Source organism: Pseudomonas sp. SDT291_1_S447, assembly GCF_054070155.1.
Genome location: NZ_JBSVXS010000026.1, coordinates 12,108 through 29,427, shown reverse-complemented (window position 1 = coordinate 29,427; position 17,320 = coordinate 12,108). Strand labels below are relative to the sequence as shown.

General features: G+C 57.9%; 15 protein-coding genes and 3 tRNA genes. 9 read left to right on the top strand and 9 right to left on the bottom strand.

The features are described from left to right. Nucleotides 1–112: 112 nt before the first annotated feature. The gene (locus ACW9IR_RS11605; protein WP_457463270.1) at nucleotides 113–397 is read left to right on the top strand and encodes a hypothetical protein; all 285 of its coding nucleotides are present in this window, start codon (nucleotides 113–115) and stop codon (nucleotides 395–397) included. Nucleotides 398–462: 65 nt separating this feature from the next. Here the strand turns inward: ACW9IR_RS11605 and ACW9IR_RS11600 are convergent. The 8 genes from ACW9IR_RS11600 to ACW9IR_RS11565 all read right to left on the bottom strand — a co-directional run bounded on the left by ACW9IR_RS11600 (nucleotide 463) and on the right by ACW9IR_RS11565 (nucleotide 5,390). Next, a tRNA-Leu gene (locus ACW9IR_RS11600) sits at nucleotides 463–549 on the bottom strand. Between the two features lie 196 nt (nucleotides 550–745). Next, nucleotides 746–819, bottom strand: a tRNA-Cys gene (locus ACW9IR_RS11595). Nucleotides 820–864: 45 nt separating this feature from the next. Continuing rightward, nucleotides 865–940: transfer RNA gene (locus tag ACW9IR_RS11590), tRNA-Gly, on the bottom strand. Nucleotides 941–1,000: 60 nt separating this feature from the next. Then, nucleotides 1,001–1,561, bottom strand: a complete 561-nt coding sequence (pgsA, locus tag ACW9IR_RS11585; protein ID WP_007950102.1) for a CDP-diacylglycerol--glycerol-3-phosphate 3-phosphatidyltransferase — start codon at nucleotides 1,559–1,561, stop codon at nucleotides 1,001–1,003. 32 nt (nucleotides 1,562–1,593) lie between these two features. Further along, nucleotides 1,594–3,417 (bottom strand): excinuclease ABC subunit UvrC, encoded by a 1,824-nt coding sequence (uvrC, locus tag ACW9IR_RS11580; protein WP_110719179.1) that lies wholly within the window; start codon nucleotides 3,415–3,417, stop codon nucleotides 1,594–1,596. A 2-nt stretch (nucleotides 3,418–3,419) separates the two neighbouring features. Further along, nucleotides 3,420–4,061, bottom strand: coding sequence for a response regulator transcription factor GacA (gene gacA, locus ACW9IR_RS11575; RefSeq protein ID WP_016984198.1), 642 nt, complete (start codon nucleotides 4,059–4,061; stop codon nucleotides 3,420–3,422). Between the two features lie 127 nt (nucleotides 4,062–4,188). Further along, entirely contained in the window at nucleotides 4,189–4,632 is a 444-nt protein-coding gene (locus ACW9IR_RS11570) for a GNAT family N-acetyltransferase (RefSeq protein WP_457463266.1), read from the bottom strand. Next, nucleotides 4,629–5,390 carry a carbon-nitrogen hydrolase family protein gene (locus ACW9IR_RS11565; RefSeq protein WP_457463264.1) on the bottom strand — a complete coding sequence of 254 codons (762 nt, stop codon included), beginning with the start codon at nucleotides 5,388–5,390 and terminating at the stop codon, nucleotides 4,629–4,631. Before ACW9IR_RS11565 ends, ACW9IR_RS11570 begins: the two co-directional genes overlap by 4 nt. 616 nt (nucleotides 5,391–6,006) lie before the next feature. Between ACW9IR_RS11565 and ACW9IR_RS11560 the strand changes: the two genes are divergently transcribed. Continuing rightward, nucleotides 6,007–7,077, top strand: a complete 1,071-nt coding sequence (locus ACW9IR_RS11560; RefSeq protein ID WP_110719176.1) for a 3-deoxy-7-phosphoheptulonate synthase — start codon at nucleotides 6,007–6,009, stop codon at nucleotides 7,075–7,077. Nucleotides 7,078–7,128: 51 nt separating this feature from the next. Here ACW9IR_RS11560 and ACW9IR_RS11555 read toward each other — a convergent pair whose 3' ends face one another. Beyond that, complete coding sequence (locus ACW9IR_RS11555; RefSeq protein WP_150707086.1) at nucleotides 7,129–8,208, bottom strand: hypothetical protein; 1,080 nt, start codon at nucleotides 8,206–8,208, stop codon at nucleotides 7,129–7,131. 334 nt (nucleotides 8,209–8,542) lie between these two features. Here ACW9IR_RS11555 and ACW9IR_RS11550 point away from each other — a divergent pair, with 334 nt between their 5' ends. From ACW9IR_RS11550 to ACW9IR_RS11520, 7 genes are all read left to right on the top strand, one after another. Continuing rightward, nucleotides 8,543–9,421, top strand: a complete 879-nt coding sequence (locus ACW9IR_RS11550) for a lipase family alpha/beta hydrolase (protein ID WP_457463261.1) — start codon at nucleotides 8,543–8,545, stop codon at nucleotides 9,419–9,421. Nucleotides 9,422–9,517: 96 nt separating this feature from the next. Next, a complete protein-coding gene (locus ACW9IR_RS11545) occupies nucleotides 9,518–9,799 on the top strand; it encodes a peptidylprolyl isomerase (RefSeq protein ID WP_003445034.1) in 282 nt (93 codons plus the stop codon). 133 nt (nucleotides 9,800–9,932) lie between these two features. Further along, the gene (locus tag ACW9IR_RS11540) at nucleotides 9,933–11,801 is read left to right on the top strand and encodes an extracellular solute-binding protein (RefSeq protein ID WP_457463259.1); all 1,869 of its coding nucleotides are present in this window, start codon (nucleotides 9,933–9,935) and stop codon (nucleotides 11,799–11,801) included. Beyond that, on the top strand, nucleotides 11,801–12,862 hold the full coding sequence (locus tag ACW9IR_RS11535) for a microcin C ABC transporter permease YejB (protein ID WP_077573122.1): 1,062 nt from the start codon (nucleotides 11,801–11,803) through the stop codon (nucleotides 12,860–12,862). The genes ACW9IR_RS11540 and ACW9IR_RS11535 overlap by 1 nt, the downstream gene beginning before the upstream one ends. Then, nucleotides 12,862–13,884 (top strand): ABC transporter permease, encoded by a 1,023-nt coding sequence (locus tag ACW9IR_RS11530; protein ID WP_095047801.1) that lies wholly within the window; start codon nucleotides 12,862–12,864, stop codon nucleotides 13,882–13,884. The genes ACW9IR_RS11535 and ACW9IR_RS11530 overlap by 1 nt, the downstream gene beginning before the upstream one ends. A 9-nt stretch (nucleotides 13,885–13,893) precedes the next feature. Continuing rightward, complete coding sequence (locus ACW9IR_RS11525; protein WP_102901899.1) at nucleotides 13,894–15,468, top strand: ABC transporter ATP-binding protein; 1,575 nt, start codon at nucleotides 13,894–13,896, stop codon at nucleotides 15,466–15,468. Between the two features lie 169 nt (nucleotides 15,469–15,637). Then, nucleotides 15,638–17,044 (top strand): sigma-54 interaction domain-containing protein, encoded by a 1,407-nt coding sequence (locus ACW9IR_RS11520; RefSeq protein WP_457463256.1) that lies wholly within the window; start codon nucleotides 15,638–15,640, stop codon nucleotides 17,042–17,044. The last annotated feature ends 276 nt before the right edge of the window (nucleotides 17,045–17,320 follow it).

Sequence of the window (17,320 nt, the reverse complement as noted above, 5' to 3'; positions counted from 1 at the left end):
AAAACACCCTCTCACCCGCCCGCATGCGGGTGTTTTTTTGCCTGCGCCCCATTGCCGAACGGCACAGGAGGTGAGTTGTCAAAAGCAATACACGTCGCAAAGGAGACAGTTCATGGTTATCCATTTCAACGTTGACGGGCATCTGGCCTGTGGTCATAAAGGCAAACAACTGTCGGCAAGCAGAGAGCTTAATCGTGTGAAATGCCGCAGTTGCCGCAATACCGATGCCTTCAAACAGGCACGAAAAGACCAGCGCAACGCAGCCCGCAGAATGGCCCGCCAGGCCAAAGCCACGAATGGCGAAGCAAGCTGGCGCACAGAATGGGTCGAGCGGCTGACAGCAATGGCCGGACTTCAGCGCTTGCCTCGGGGTTTTAGCGGGCAGACTTTCGTTTAGCCCTGCATAAAAAAAGGCAAAAAAAAGGCCTGCATGAGAAAACTCATGCAGGCCTTTGATATTCATGGTGCCCGAAGCCGGAATCGAACCGGCACGCCCTTACGAGCGGGGGATTTTAAGTCCCATGCGTCTACCAGTTTCGCCATTCGGGCGGTAGCGCGGTGTTGCTGCTTCCTGCTGCACAGTCGCGACCCTGACAGGATCCAACCTTGGATAGCAGAGCGGGAAATATATACATCACTTCCCGGCGAAGCAAGTTTGCAATGGCCGTATTTCAAGACTAAATCTTGCAGCGCAGTGCAAATAAAAAAGCTCCGTAAATCATGGATCTACGGAGCTTGTTTATAGTGGAGGCCGAGGTCGGAATCGAACCGGCGTAGGTGGATTTGCAATCCACTGCATAACCATTTTGCTACTCGGCCTCAAAGCATTTGCTGTCAGTAGCACAACAACAAACACGTACAAACTGGAGCGGGAAACGAGACTCGAACTCGCGACCCCGACCTTGGCAAGGTCGTGCTCTACCAACTGAGCTATTCCCGCTTGGTGTGGCGCATTCTATAGATTTCAGAAGCCCCGTCAACCCTTTGATTCAAAAAAGTTTTATTTCTTTTCAACATCGGTTTTCAGATGTGGCCAGGCCGCACGAAGGTATTGAACCATCGACCATAAAGTCAGGCCTGCGGACACCATCAACAACGCGTAACCCAATATCACCCAGAAGCTGAAGTCCTTTGGATTGGCCAACAGGATTACCAGTGCCAGCATTTGCGCAGCGGTTTTCCATTTGCCCAGGTTCGAGACTGCGACGTGAGCACGGGCGCCGAGTTCGGCCATCCATTCACGCAGTGCCGAAACGACGATCTCGCGACCAATGATGACGGCCGCAGGCAAAGTCAGCCACAGATTGCCGTGCTCCTGCACCAGCAGCACCAGTGCCACGGCAACCATGAGTTTGTCGGCCACCGGATCTAGAAACGCACCGAACGGAGTGCTTTGTTCGAGGCGGCGCGCCAGGTAGCCGTCCAGCCAATCAGTCGCTGCCGCAAAGGCAAACACCGAGGCGGAGGCCATGTAACTCCACTGATAAGGCAGATAGAACAGCAAAATGAAGATCGGAATGAGCAGAACGCGTAGAACGGTAATCAGATTAGGGATATTCATCGGCACAACTGGCTACGAGGTGAAGGGGCATTCTACTCGCTATGCAGGTTTGCATAAATCGACTCTGCGAGCTTTTTACTGATCCCCGGGGCTTTGGCGATCTCTTCGATGCTTGCACGAGTCAGCTCCTGCAATCCACCAAAATGTTTCAACAAGTCGCGACGCCGGGTCGGGCCAACGCCCGCAACGCCTTCCAGCGTTGACGTACGGCGGGTTTTGCCGCGGCGGGCGCGGTGTCCGGTAATTGCAAAACGGTGGGCCTCATCGCGGATTTGTTGAATCAGGTGCAGCGCCGGCGAATCGCCACGCAAGGTGAACTCATGCGCCGCATCATTTAGATACAACGTTTCAAAGCCAGCCTTGCGCGTGGCACCCTTGGCGACACCCAGCAAGATCAGATCCGGCACGGCGAGTTCATTGAGAACATCACGAGCCATCGACAGCTGACCCTTGCCACCGTCGACCAGCAAGATATCCGGCAGCTTGCCCTCGCCCTCCTTGAGTTTGCTGAAGCGTCGTGTAAGGGCCTGATGCATGGCGGCATAGTCGTCACCCGCCGTGACTCCTTCGATGTTGTAGCGCCGGTAGTCCGACTTGATTGCGCCTTCCGGGCCAAACACCACACAGGAAGCAACCGTTGCCTCACCACTGGAATGACTGATGTCGTAGCACTCCAGACGCTGCGGCGGCTCATCCAGGTTCAACACTTCGGCCAAGGCCTCAAACCGCGCTGCCGTGTGTTGACGGTTGGCCAGGCGTGCGCCCAATGCCTGCTCTGCGTTGGTCACGGCCAGTTGCTGCCAGCGCGCACGTGTACCACGCACCCGATGACTGATGGCCAGCTCTCGGCCACGCAACTCGTGGATCGCCTCGATCAACGTCGGAAAATCTTCGTGAACCACATTGACGATCAGTTCGCTCGGCAAATCCCGCTCGGGGCTGCTGATGAAGTACTGGCCGAGAAACGCGGCCATGACCTCCGACACATCCTCTTCGATACCGACTTGCGGAAAGAAATTCTTGCTGCCCAGCACGCGCCCGCCGCGGACGCTGATCAAATGCACGCAGGCACCACCCGGGTTGACGAAAGCCGCGATGACGTCGATATCTCCCGTGCCGCCTTCCATGCTTTGTTGATCCTGGACCCTGCGCAACAGCGCGATCTGATCGCGCAACTCGGCAGCTCGCTCGAACTCAAGGTTGATCGCCGCCTCTTCCATCGCCGTCGACAATTCATTGGTCAGCGCGTGACTGCGCCCCTCAAGAAACATGACCGAGTGACGCACGTCTTCGGCATAGACCTCAGGCTCGACCAGCCCGACGCAAGGCGCTTTGCAGCGTTTGATCTGATACTGCAGACATGGCCGGGTACGGTTCTTGTAGTAGCTGTCTTCACACTGGCGAACGAAGAAGGTCTTTTGCAGCAGACTCAGGCTTTCGCGTATGGCGCCGGCGCTCGGATAAGGACCGAAATACTTGCCCTTGGCTTTTTTGGCCCCGCGATGAATGCTCAGGCGCGGAAACTGCCCGTCGGACAGAAACACGTAGGGATAGGATTTGTCGTCGCGCAACAGGATGTTGTACGGCGGCCGCCACTCTTTGATCAGCGTTTGTTCAAGCAGCAGCGCTTCGGTTTCGTTGGCGGTGATGGTCGTTTCGACCTGCGCAATGCGACCCACCAACGCTGCGGTTTTAGGCGCCAGACCGGTTTTGCGAAAGTAGCTGGCCAGGCGTTTTTTCAGATTTTTGGCCTTGCCCACGTACAACAGGCGTGCATCGCTGTCGAACATGCGATAGACGCCCGGGCGGCCGCTGACTGTCGACAGAAACGCGCCGGAATCGAATGTTTCAGTCATGGTCAGAGGCTGGCATCAACCATGCCGTGACGAACCGCCAACAGTGTCAACTCGACGTCGCTGCTGATCGAAAGCTTCTCGAAAATACGGTAGCGATAGGTGTTCACGGTTTTCGGCGACAGGCACAACTTGTCGGAAATGATTTGCACCTTCTGACAGCCGACGATCATCAACGCGATTTGAATTTCGCGCTCGGACAAGGCATCGAAAGGAGAATCGTTGGACGGTTGAAAGGATTTGATCGCCAATTGCTGGGCGATTTGCGGACTGATATAGCGTTGTCCGGCAAACACCAGGCGAATCGCCTGAACCATTTCCGGCAAACCCGCACCCTTGGTCAGATACCCCGCAGCGCCAGCCTGCAGCAAGCGTGTCGGAAAAGGATCCTCCTCACACACCGTAACCGCGACCACTTTGATATCCGGATGACTGCGCAACAGTTTGCGCGTGGCTTCGAGGCCGCCGATGCCAGGCATCTTGACGTCCATCAGCACCACATCGGGCTTCAACTCTCGGGCCTTGATCAGGGACTCTTCCCCGGATTCGGCCTGGCCAACCACTTGCAAGCCATCGATATCGGCCAGCATACGTGTAATGCCTGTACGAACGAGATCATGGTCATCGACCACTAGCACCCTAATCAAGCAGACACCTCGCGATATGGTCATATTGGGATGCCGGACACCTTAGCAAAAAGTGCCACACAGACCTAGCGGAAAGCTTCATTTAAAAAGTTTCAATTCATCATTGAAGGCTTGCCGGCTGCGGGTTTCAGAGCACAGGTGTACTTATATCAAGCTCCATTCGCAGAAAACACTCGTCCGCACCCTGAACCTGTAGTCCTTTTCTTTCGTACAAGTTTCTTGCCGGATTATTTTCGAACACGGTAAGGCGCAGAGCCCGGCGCCTTTCTTTAATGGCCATGTCGATAACCTGATCAATCGCCCAGGAACCAGCGCCCTGCCCCTGAAACGCTTCAGCAATCTGCAATTCCCGAATGTAGAGTGCACGCAGATCCCGGCTGAGACTGAGAAACCCCAGCGCCAGCTCACCCCGCACTATCAGCCAGTTCTGCCGCCCCGACCACGCTACGTCAAACGCTTCATCCTGCCATAACAGGTCATGGTGAATGTAGTAACGCAGCATGTTCTGACAGGTGAGATCGCGGGCAAATCCCAGGTCTTCTGGAGCGGCAAGACGCAAGTGGAATGTCATCGGGCTTGCGTAACAGGAACAACCCGTCCCTGCCATACGCCTTCATTACGCTGAGCGACGACCAGAAGATCGCCCGTCCCCGGAGCGGCAACAATCAGCGAACCGTCTTCAGACCAGATGCAACTGCGCCCGGCGGATTGCCAACCGCCGGTCAGCCCACCGTGATTGGCCATTAGCACAGCCATCGAGTGTTGCCGGGCGTAGCCCTGAAGTATTGCCGCATCAACTGCGTAACCTTTCTCGCTGATCAATACACCGGCTGCGTACAGGTTAGCGCCCTGATCGGCGGCCGCCGCGGCATGGCTGGCATGCGTGAAATCGGCGCACACCGCCAACGCGACGACGTCCCCGTCGATATTCAGCGTCGGGCCACCGAAACCGGGTGCAAAAACAAGTTCCTCGCCCGTGTGCAAATGCTGCTTGCTGTACACGCCGAGAGAACCATCCGCGCCCAGAACCAGAGCGCCGATCAGCGCCGAAACACTGCCCTCCAACCGGATGGGCATACCGACAACGGCAGTTACCCCAAGCTTTCGGGCCAAATCCCTAAGGGGTTGCAACACGGCATCTTGCGGTTCGATCGCCAACGCTGCGGCCGCTTCTCCTTCATAGCCAGTCAGCGACAACTCGGGAAAAACCAGTAACTCAACACACTGCTCCGCTGCTGTCTCGATGAAGCGGCAATGTCGGGCAATGTTCCCGGGGAGGTCCTCGGCAAGGGAGAGGCTTTGGGCAGCGGCAATGGTCAGTGTCGACACGGTTCATCCTTGGCAATCAAGCAAAACGCTGAGTGTCACCACTCTTGCCCAAATCAGGCAATAGGCATTTTGTTGATAACGCGATAGCAATTTCTGATTGCTGAGCCACATCGGCCTCTAGTAAGCTCGGCCCACTCATCGGAGACAAACCATGTTCAACACCCTCTCACAGCTTTGTACCGCCAGCGCCCTGCGCTCGGTTGCGGCTGCCCGGGTGAATGACGTTTGCGCTCCGGTCAGCTTTTATTTTGGGTATTGGTTTAGCCACTGGCGCGCCTGATACCCAAACGGCGCCCATGATAACGGGTCGCCTACCAGAGATTTCTCAACCCCCGGTCGGCCTCCCGACCGGGGGTTTTGTTTTTTCAGCCCCGAACTTTTTCAGCAACACACCAGATACTTTGAGGATTCACGAAATGAACTACGCCACTTATTACCGTTACGACAGCTTTAGCGCCTGGCGATTTACCAGCCTCCGCTCGGGACAGCCTGCCGCCTCCGATCGGTCACCTACAGGTGGCAAACACGCCCACATTGCCAATACGGCCAATTGTCGAACACCCCAGTAGGGCCGAGCGCGCGGGAAGAACCCGCCGCCAGCCCAGGAAGACCGAATATGAACTCGTCCGTTTCTGCTCTGCCACTGTCCACCCTCGATTGCGCCAACGAAGCGCTGACCGTGCGTCTGCCCAGTTCGTTGCAACTCAAACAGCAATTGCCCTTGAGCAATGCCTTGAGCCAACAAGTCGCCGCCCATCGCGAGGCGGTTCGAGCGATCCTCAACGGTGATGATCAGCGTCTGCTGATAATCGTCGGCCCCTGCTCTATCCACGATCCCCAGTCTGCACTCGAATATGCCGGCAAGCTGTCACGACTGGCCGAACAGGTCAGCGATAGAATGCTCCTGGTGATGCGAGCCTACGTCGAGAAGCCGCGCACTACCGTTGGCTGGAAAGGCCTGGCTTACGATCCGCACCTGGATGGCAGTGATGACATGGCCGCTGGCCTGGCACTGTCCCGTGAGCTGATGCTGGAAATGATCCGCCTCGGTCTGCCCGTGGCGACCGAGCTGCTGCAACCCCTGGCGGCCGGCTACCTTGACGATCTGCTCAGTTGGGTTGCCATTGGCGCACGCACCACCGAATCTCAAATTCATCGCGAAATGGCCAGTGGTTTGAGCATGCCCGTAGGCTTCAAAAACGGCACCGACGGCGGCGCAGCCGTAGCTGTCGATGCCATGCGCTCGGCAGCCCATCCTCATCGGCATTTCGGAGTAGACAGCCAGGGTCACCCGGCGATCATTCAGACACCAGGCAACCCTGATACTCATTTGGTCCTGCGCGGCGGTCATCACGGCCCCAATCATGATCGCGAGAGCATTGCCAGAATCCACGCTGACCTGAACCGACTGAAGGTCCCGAACCGGATCATGGTTGATTGCAGTCACGCCAACAGCGGCAAGGATCCATTACGCCAGCCAGGCATTTTCAATGAAGTGCTTGAACAACGCTTGCAGGGCGATAGCTCTTTGATCGGCATGATGCTGGAGTCTCACCTGTTCGAAGGTTGTCAGCCGCTGAGTGCCTCGCTACGGTACGGTGTATCGATCACCGATGGCTGTCTCGGCTTTGACGCAACGCAACAATTGCTGCTTGATGCAGCTCAGCGCATTGGCGCGCACCACTGAAGTTGACGGCGCTACCCTCCGGTCAAAGAACCGGAGGGTGGTCCGCTCCAGCTACGCCTCCAGCCGGACCTGCGTCACCGCAGACTCCTGACTGACGTCATCCAAACGCTCAACCGTGTAGGCAACGCGCACGATCGACCCGTGATGCTCGCGCCAGAAGCGTTGTGGCACGATAAAGATAAGCGGCTTGCCGGCGGTTTCCCGGGTAATTTCGCGGTCATCGCGGTGATTGAAAAAATCGCCATCACACTTGAGATAGACCAGCTCGCCTTCTTGCGTCCGGGCATTGCCGATCACAACGGTGACGCCATCAATGCAATCCTGCACCAATAACACGCCATCCTCAGCTTCAAGCACATCGGGCGCGTCCAGTTGACCATGCAGCAAGGCGCTGATGAGAACTCTCGCGGGATCGGATTCGAGCACCGCACCACCCTCTCGCTCGACTCGATAGCGTACCGTCACCTCGCCTCCAAGATGTGCAGCTATGTACTCATGCGGGATCCAGAAAGACAGGGTGTCGGCAACAGCGAAGACTTCGACTTTCAATCGATCACTGAATGATAGTGGCGAGGTGTCTCCAGACCACATCAACGCAACGTGGTCACCTGCCGCCATTCGGGCATAAGGCTGGAGAGTGACGAGTGCACCTTCCGTGACCCGTGCCGGATCCAGTGTCCCGGCGACTGCGTCCACAATATGTGGAGCCAGCAGTTGAGGCCGTGTATCGCCTACCGACAATTGCACGCGCGCAGACGATGCGGGCTCGGTCAGGCCGGCGCTGAAAAGTGTCCAGTAGACCTCCAGTGAACCGCCATCCAGTGCGGCGATATGCAGCCCCTTGATCACGAAAATGATGTCTTTGCCAACCTGGGCCTCACTGACATGCCGCGTCATTTCGTGGTGATAGGCGAAGCCCTCTATATCAAGCCCTTCCCAGCGCAAAAGCAATTGATCGCCAGACGCCATGTTCGGATAAGGGGCAATACGGACGACGACTTTGCCCAGCGAAGGATCAAGTACGCGCCCTTCCAGCGATTCGAGCGTCGCTGCCGGCAGCAACTCTTTGGCGGCGAGAGGGCTGGCGGGGTGGCGCATCCGGTAGCAAAACTCGATTTCATGCGTGTTCATTGTTGGCTCCATGCCTTGGACTAACGCTGTCTTCATTGACGACGTCGACAGTCAACATTCAACGCGATTGTTCGCGCTCTGGATATCAGCCCAATACGCCGCAGACACGAAGTAAAAGCTACTAGCCCAGTAGGCAACCGACGCTAAATCGACTTCGGCCAGGCGCGAGACCGCCAGATCTTCCGATTTGGACTTCCCAAGTATCCGAAAAGTCATACAGCCCATAGTCCAGATTCAACGGGCAAGTGAAGCCTCTTCTTACTTCTTAAACGAGTTGTGTGTTTTAGAGTGGCCCACAGATTTCCCGATGAACTTCTGAGAAAAAGGTAAGAACATGCAACGGAATGCTACAACTCGTTATCCCATCCTTCTGGTACACGGCCTGTTCGGATTCGAACGCATCGGCCATTTCGAGCTGTTCCATGACGTCAAGAGCGCCCTGAAAGCGGCTGGCAACCGAGTGTTCGTTCCCCACCTCAGCGCAACCCACGACAATGAAGTCAGGGGTGAGCAACTGTTGAAGCAGATCGATAGTGTCCTGCGCGGCACGCGTGCCAGGAAGGTCAATCTCATCGGGCACAGCCAGGGTGCTTTGGCTGCACGATACGCTGCGGCGCTTGCGCCAGACGCCATCGCCTCGGTGACTTCGGTCAGCGGCCCGAACCACGGTTCGGAACTGGCGGACTTCCTGCGCAAGGCGCTGGTGCCAGGCCGGCTGCCGGAAATCGTCGCGCAAAACGTGGCGACACTGTTTGCCGATTTTCTGTCACTGCTCAGCGGTAGCGTCACGCTGCCGCAAAATGCACTGGCAGCGCTCAATGGACTGACAACCGAGGGCGTGGGCACTTTCAACGACAAGTTCCCCCAAGGGCTGCCCGGCATCTGGGGCGGGCATGGCGCAGCAAAGGTCAATGGCGTGCACTATTACTCGTGGAGCGGGGTGTTGCCGACAAACGAGACAAACGAGCTGCCGATTGGCGACCCGGTACGAAGCGTTTGCCTGGCGCTGTCACAATATTTCATGACTGAAGGAGAACAGAATGACGGTTTCGTCGGGCGTTTCAGCTCTCATCTGGGGCAAGTGATCCGTTCCGACTATCCGCTGGATCACCTGAGCAGTCTGCGCCGCACTGCTGGCGCGGCCATCCGCGAACTCGATCCGATTGATCTTTACGTTGAACACGCCGCGCGCCTGCGAGCTGCGAATCTCTGATCAACCCGCAACCCTGCGAACGGAACTTTGCCGAGAATTCGCCCACTGAATCCGGTAGGCTCCACACTTTACTGAAATAGACTGGAGAGTTTCCCCATGGCTAAAGCCACTGCCCGCCACATCCTTGTTGCCAGCGAAGACAAGTGCAACGAACTGAAGGCCCAGATCGAAGGCGGCGCCGATTTCGCCGAAGTCGCCAAGGCCAACTCCACCTGCCCGTCCAGCCGTCAGGGCGGTGATCTGGGTTCGTTCGGTCCTGGCCAGATGGTCAAGGAATTCGACACCGTGGTCTTCAGCGCGCCAATCAACGTCGTGCAAGGTCCAGTAAAAACCCAGTTCGGTTATCACCTGCTGGAAGTCACCAGCCGTCAGGACTGATCCGTCACCTGATTGCTAGCCAACGGCCCGCCTTCTGGTGGGCCGTTGTGTTTCAGTTACACATACGGCTGGCGACTGGCGTGCCTCTCGCGTAAAACTTGCGCTTATCGATTTCCCGGTTCCAAGGCTGACAATGCGACTGGTTTTCCCCACATTGATGCTCACCGCCCTAGCCCTCCTGTCGGGCGCCGCCGGTGTGAACGCGGCCCCGCAACATGCGTTGACCGTTTACGGCGAACCCGCCAAATACCCTGCCGGTTTCAGTCATTTCGACTACACCAACCTGCAGGCTCCCAAGGGTGGGACGATGCGCCGCTCGGCGATTGAAATCGGTCACTTCGACCACGTCCTTCCTTATATAGACAAAGGCATCGGCGTCACCCAGATTGACGGCATGCTGTACTCGCCCCTGGCCCAGCGCTCGCTGGACGAGCCTTACACCGTTTACGGCCTGGTCGCGCAAAAGATGGAGCGCTCGGACGACGGTCTGTCGTTGCGTTTCTTCATCAATCCAAAGGCCCGTTTCGCCGACGGCAAAGCGATCACCGCCGAAGACGTGCGCTACACCTACGATTTGTTAATGACCCAAGGCAGCCTGCGTTATCGCACGCAGTTTGCCGATGTCAAAGGCGTCGAAGTGGAAGCACCGTTGACCGTGCGCTTCGACTTCAAGAGCAATGAAAACCGCACCCTGCCACTTGACATCGCGACCCTGCCGGTATTCCCCGAGCATTGGTGGAAGAGCCGCGATTTCGCCAATGGCGGTGGCTATGAAGCGCCACTGGGTAGCGGCCCCTATCGAGTCGGCAAAGTCGATTCGGGGCGCAGCATCACCTTTGAACGCAACGCTGACTGGTGGGGCAAGGATCTGCCCGTCAGTCGCGGCCTCTACAATTTCGATCATTTCAGCATCGAGTACTTCGGTGATACCGACGTCGCCCGGCAAGTGCTGCGCGGCGGTGCCTATGACTACAACCGCGAGTTCTCGGCCACTGGCTACTCGATCGGCTATGACAGCCCCGCGCTGAGCGACGGGCGTCTGCAAAAAGCACACTTGGCCACGGAGGCGCCACAGTCCGCTCAGGGTTTTGTATTCAACCTGCAGAAACCGATGTTCGCCGATCGCCGTGTGCGCCAGGCCCTGGCAATGCTCTGGGACTTCGAGTGGAGCAACCGGCAAATGATGCGCGGTATGTATATCCGCCAGCAGAGCTACTTTTCCAACACGCAACTGGCGGCAAGCGAACTGCCCGATGCGCAAGAACTGAAAATCCTCGAACCGCTGCGTGGCCAGGTTCCGGACGAGGTTTTCAGCAAAGTCTTCGAAGCGCCGAAAACCGACGGCAGCGGCGTTATCCGTGACAAACAGTTGCAAGCCCTTGAACTGCTCGAGCAGGCCGGCTGGAAACCCGATGGCGATCAGTTGGTGAATGCCCAGGGTGAGCCGCTGAGCTTTACCTTCCTGGTCAGCCAGAACGGTATGGATCGCCTGCTGCTACCGTACAAGCGCACGCTGAAACAGATCGGCATCGACCTGAACATTCGCCGCATCGACTCCTCGCAATACGTCAATCGCCTGATGAGCCGTGACTACGACATGATCGTCACCGGCTACCCGGTCAGTACTTCACCGGGAGGCGAGTTGCTCAATTACTTTGCTTCCGCGTCGGCCAACGACCCGGGCGCGAACAACTACATGGTGTTGAAAAGCCCTGCGGTGGATACGCTGATCAACGGCCTGATTCGCGCCTCAACCCAGTCCGACATGCTGCATTACGCCCATGCTCTGGACCGGGTTCTGCAATGGAATTACTACTGGATTCCCAACTACTATCCACCGGGCACCTCGACCGTGTGGTGGAACCGCTTCGGCATACCGTCGGTGCAAGCCAGCAATGACGAAGCCATCGAGAGCTGGTGGGAAATCAGCAGCACACCGCTGACCAATCAGCAGATGACCGCGGAAAAAATTGCCCGTGGCAGACCCGGAGGGCCGCACTGATGTGGGGTTACATACTGCGGCGCCTGCTGCTGATCATTCCGACGCTGGTGATCATTCTGCTGGTCAATTTCGTGATCATTCAAGCCGCGCCCGGTGGCCCGGTGGAACAGGCCATCGCCCACCTGCAGGGCATCGGCGGCGCCGGTGTCGGTGGCGGCGCCAGCGAAACCATGAGCGGCACTTCCCGCGCCAGTCGCGGCCTTGATCCGCAACTGATCAAGGACATCGAAAAACAGTACGGTTTCGACAAGCCGGCCCATGAGCGCTTGTGGCTGATGCTGAAGAACTACGCGCAACTGGATTTCGGCAAAAGCTTTTTCCGTGGCGCGACGGTCACCGATCTGATCCTGGAAAAAATGCCGGTGACCATTTCCCTCGGGTTGTGGGCGACGCTGATCACCTATCTGGTGTCGATCCCGCTAGGGATACGCAAGGCCGTGCATCATGGCAGTCATTTCGATATCTGGAGCAGCACGGCGATCATCATTGGCTACGCGATGCCGGCGTTTCTGTTTGCGATGTTCCTGATCGTGGTGTTTGCCGGCGGTACGTCGCTGAACTGGTTTCCGGTGCGCGGGCTGGTCTCGGACAACTTCGAATCCCTGTCGACCCTCGGCAAAATCGCTGACTACTTCTGGCACCTGGTGCTGCCGGTAACGGCACTGGTGATCGGTGGTTTCGCCACGCTGACGATCCTGACGAAAAACTCGTTTCTCAATGAAATCACTCGCCAGTACGTGGTAACCGCCCGCGCCAAAGGCCTGAGCGAACGCCGTGTGCTGTACGGCCATGTGTTCCGCAATGCGATGCTGCTGGTGGTGTCCGGCATCCCGCAGGCGTTTATCAGTGTGTTCTTCGCCGGTTCGTTGCTGATCGAAGTGATCTTCTCTCTCGACGGTCTCGGGCGCATGAGCTACGAAGCCGCAGTTTCGCGGGACTACCCGGTGGTGTTCGGTTCGCTGTTCATCTTTACCCTCTTCGGCCTGCTGATAAAACTGGTGGGGGATCTGTGTTACACGCTGGTCGATCCGCGTATCGACTTCGCCGCGAGGAACGCCTGATGTTCAAGCTCTCGCCTCTTGGGCGTCGGCGCTTCGAGCGCTTCAAGAAAAACCGCCGTGGCTGGTGGTCGTTATGGCTGTTTATCGGCCTGTTTGTGCTGACACTGGGCGGTGAGTTGATCGCCAACGACAAGCCTCTGGTCGTCAGCTATCAGGACCAATGGTACTTCCCTGTATTCAAGCGCCACACCGAGCAGGAGTTCGGCGGACAACTACCGTTTCAGGCCGATTATCGCAGCGATTACGTGCAGAACCTGATTCGCAAGGACGGTGGCTGGCTGCTGTTCCCGCCGATTCCTTTCAGTGACGACACACCGAACTACGACCTCACCAAACCGGCGCCGAGCCCGCCGACGTCGGTCAACTGGTTAGGCACGGACGATCAATCGCGGGATGTGCTGGCACGGGTGATTTTCGGCGCACGAGTATCGATCCTGTTCGCACTTATGCTGACCTTCGTCAGCGCGCTGATCGGCATCGCCGCCGGGGCATTGCAGGGCTACTACGGTGGCTGGGTCGATTTGCTCGGGCAACGCGTGCTGGAAGTCTGGTCGGGGCTGCCGGTGTTGTACCTGTTGATCATCCTCTCCGGTTTTGTCGAACCGAATTTCTGGTGGCTGCTGGGGATCATGGCGCTGTTTTCATGGCTGGCACTGGTGGACGTGGTGCGCGCCGAATTCCTGCGCGGGCGCAATCTGGAGTACGTCAAAGCCGCCCGTGCGCTGGGCCTGAGCGACCGCAAGGTGATTTTCCGGCACATTCTGCCCAATGCGATGAACGCGACACTGAGCTACTTGCCGTTCATTCTGACCGGGGCCATTTCCACTCTTACCGCGCTGGATTTTCTCGGCTTCGGCATGCCCGCCGGCAGCGCCTCGCTGGGTGAGTTGATCGGTCAGGGTAAACAGAACCTGCAAGCTCCGTGGCTTGGGTTGACGGCGTTTTTCACCCTGGCGCTGATCCTTTCCTTATTGGTGTTCATCGGCGAAGCGTTGCGAGACGCGTTCGACCCTCGATCCTGAAGCGTGGCCATGACTGACAACCTGATTGAAATCCGTAACCTCAACGTTGCCTTCCATAGTCAGACCGTGGTGCGCGACCTGTGCCTGGACATTCGCCCCGGTGAGTGTCTGGCGCTGGTCGGCGAGTCGGGCTCGGGCAAATCGGTGACTGCCCATTCGATTCTGCAATTGCTGCCGGAAAGCGAAGCGCAAACCACTGGCAGCATTCGCTATCGCGGACAGGAACTGATCGGCGCCGATCCCAAGGTTTTGCGCGAATTGCGCGGCAACCGCATCGCCATGATCTTTCAGGAGCCCATGACCTCGCTCAATCCGCTGCACACCATCGAAAAACAGATTGGCGAAACCCTGCTGTTGCATCGTGGCCTCGGCGGCAAAGCGGCGCAGGCACGGATCCTCGAACTGCTCGGTCTGGTGGGCATCCAGAAACCCAAGGAACGCCTCAAGGCTTACCCGCATCAACTCTCTGGCGGGCAACGGCAACGGGTGATGATCGCCATGGCCCTGGCCTGCGAACCGGAGCTGTTGATCGCCGACGAACCGACCACGGCGCTCGACGTGACGGTGCAGCGCAAGATCCTGCTGCTGCTCAAATCCCTGCAACAACGCCTGGGCATGTCGCTGCTGCTGATCAGCCACGACCTCAATCTGGTGCGCAGTATTGCCCAGCGCGTGTGCGTGATGAAAGCCGGGGAAATCGTTGAGCAGGCGCCCTGCGAAACCCTGTTTACCGAGCCGAAGCATCCTTACAGCTGCGTGTTGCTCAACGCCGAACCCGAAGGCGAAGCACTGCCTCGAGATGAGCGCGAGAACGTACTGGAAGTCGACGACCTTAAGGTTGAGTTTGTCGTCGGCGGCGGTCTGTTCCAGCGCAAGCAATACCTGCGGGCGGTGGACGGCATCAGTCTTAGCATCCAGCGTGGCAAGACCCTCGGCATCGTTGGCGAATCCGGTTCCGGCAAGTCGACATTGGGCCAGGCGATCCTGCGCTTGCTCGACTCCGAAGGCGGTATCCGCTTTCAGGGCCAGGCGCTCGACGGTCTCAATCAGAAACAGATGCGCCCGTGGCGCCGACAGATGCAGGTAGTGTTTCAGGATCCCTTCGGCAGCCTCAGCCCGCGCATGTCAGTGGCGCAAATCATCAGCGAAGGCCTCGAAGTGCACTGCGAGTCGACGGCTGATGAATGCGATGAACAAGTGATCCGCGTGCTTAAAGAGGTTGGCCTCGACCCGGAAAGTCGCCATCGCTACCCCCACGAGTTCTCCGGTGGTCAGCGCCAGCGCATTGCCATCGCGCGGGCGCTGGTGCTGAAACCGGCGCTGATCCTGCTTGATGAGCCGACGTCAGCGCTGGATCGCACGGTGCAGAAACAAGTGGTCGCCCTGCTCCGTCAGCTTCAGGAAAAACACGGTTTGACCTATCTGTTCATCAGCCATGACCTGGCGGTGGTGCGCGCGCTGGCCCACGACATGATCGTGATCAAGGACGGCAAAGTGGTCGAGCGTGGCGCCAGCCATGATGTATTCGATGCGCCGCAGCATCCGTATACCAAAGAGCTGTTGGCGGCGGCGCATCCGGGGTAGGCATAATTGCCGATCGACTTGAAATCGAGTTGCGGCCATCGCTGGCAAGCCAGCTCCCACAGGGGGCTGCGGTGTACACAACAGGCGTGAACGACCCAGAACACTGTGGGAGCTGGCTTGCCAGCGAAGAGGCCCGCATCAACAACCCAAATTCCGGATCAGCCGTCAGATGAACACCACCGAAAGCCTCAAGGACTACCAACGGGTGCGCACCCTGGCGATCCGTTCGCTGTTCGAGATCATCGAGCAATCCAGCGAAGGCACGGTGATTGTCGACCGCGATGCCAACATCGTCTGGATGAACGAACGTTACGCCCGGCGTTTCGGTCTCGAATCGGCTGCCGGCGCAATCGGCAAACCCTGCGAGAGTGTGATTCCCGGCAGTTTGCTGCGCGAAGTCGTGCGCACCGGCCGCCCCATTCTTCTGGACATGCAAGACACACCCAAAGAGCCACTGGTGGTGATGCGCCTGCCGATCCACGATGACGCCGGCACGGTCATCGGCGCGATCGGTTTTGCCCTGTTCGACGAGTTGCGCACGCTGTCGCCGATGCTCAAACGCTACTTGAGCATGCAGGAAGAACTGGCCTCAACCCGCTCCCTGCTGCGGGCCCGGCAGACCAAATACAACTTCGCCCACTTCATCGGCACCAGTGCCGCCAGCCTCGAGGTCAAACGCCGCGCCCGGCGCAGCGCCAGCGCCGAATCACCCGTTTTGCTGCTCGGTGAAACCGGCACCGGCAAGGAGCTGCTGGCCCAGGCCATCCACAGTGCGTCGCCACGGGCACACAAAGCTTTCGTCAGTATCAATAGCGCAGCGATTCCCGAGGCATTGCTGGAAGCCGAGTTTTTCGGCACCGCGCCGGGCGCCTTCACCGGTGCCGATCGCAAGGGTCGTACCGGCAAGCTGCAAATCGCTCAGGGCGGTACATTGTTTCTCGACGAGATTGGCGACATGCCGCTGCCACTGCAAAGCAAACTGCTGCGTGTGTTGCAGGAAAAGGAGTTCGAACCCGTGGGCTCCAATGACGTCATTCAGAGCGACGTTCGCGTGATTGCCGCCACGTCGACCGATCTGCAAGCAGCCATCAAGCGCGGTGAGTTTCGCGCCGATCTGTACTATCGCCTCAATGTGTTACCGATCCAGGTACCGCCGTTGCGTGAACGACTTGATGACCTGCCGGCGCTGAGCGAAGCGATCCTTGAAGAGCTGCGCAGTCAGCATGAGTTGCACCGTGATGCGCTGGCGTTGCTGGGTCAGCATGCGTGGCCGGGGAACATTCGCGAACTGCGCAATGTGCTGGAGCGAGCGGCGTTGCTCAGTGATGACTTGATGTTGACTGAACCGGATATTCGTGCGGCGATTGGCACGTTGACGCCGGTCGAGCGTGGTTCTGGCCCACTGGCTGAGGTGGTGCCAGAGGAAACATTCGCCCAGGCACGCGAGCGGTTTGATCGGCAGTTGATTCAGTCTGCCCTCGCGCAATGCAACGGAAATGTACCGGAAGCAGCTGCTCGGCTGGGGCTTGGTCGGTCGACGCTGTACAAGAAGATGGTGGCGCTGGGGATTGCTTGAGTCTCTATAAAGAGACGCGGATCTCATTAATTAGAAACTTCGTCAAGATCAAAAGATCGCAGCCTTCGGCAGCTTCTACAGGGGAATATCGGGTCCGCACTGTAGGAGCTGCCGAAGGCTGCGATCTTTTCTGCTTAATGCCGTCTCCATAGTGAGACAAAAACTCTGAAACCTGCCCTACTTGCACGACATTATCTTTATATTTCAACGTGTTAGATAACTGGCACAGATCTCGCTAACGCCTCTCCCACACCCGTTCCACCCACAAAAATAACA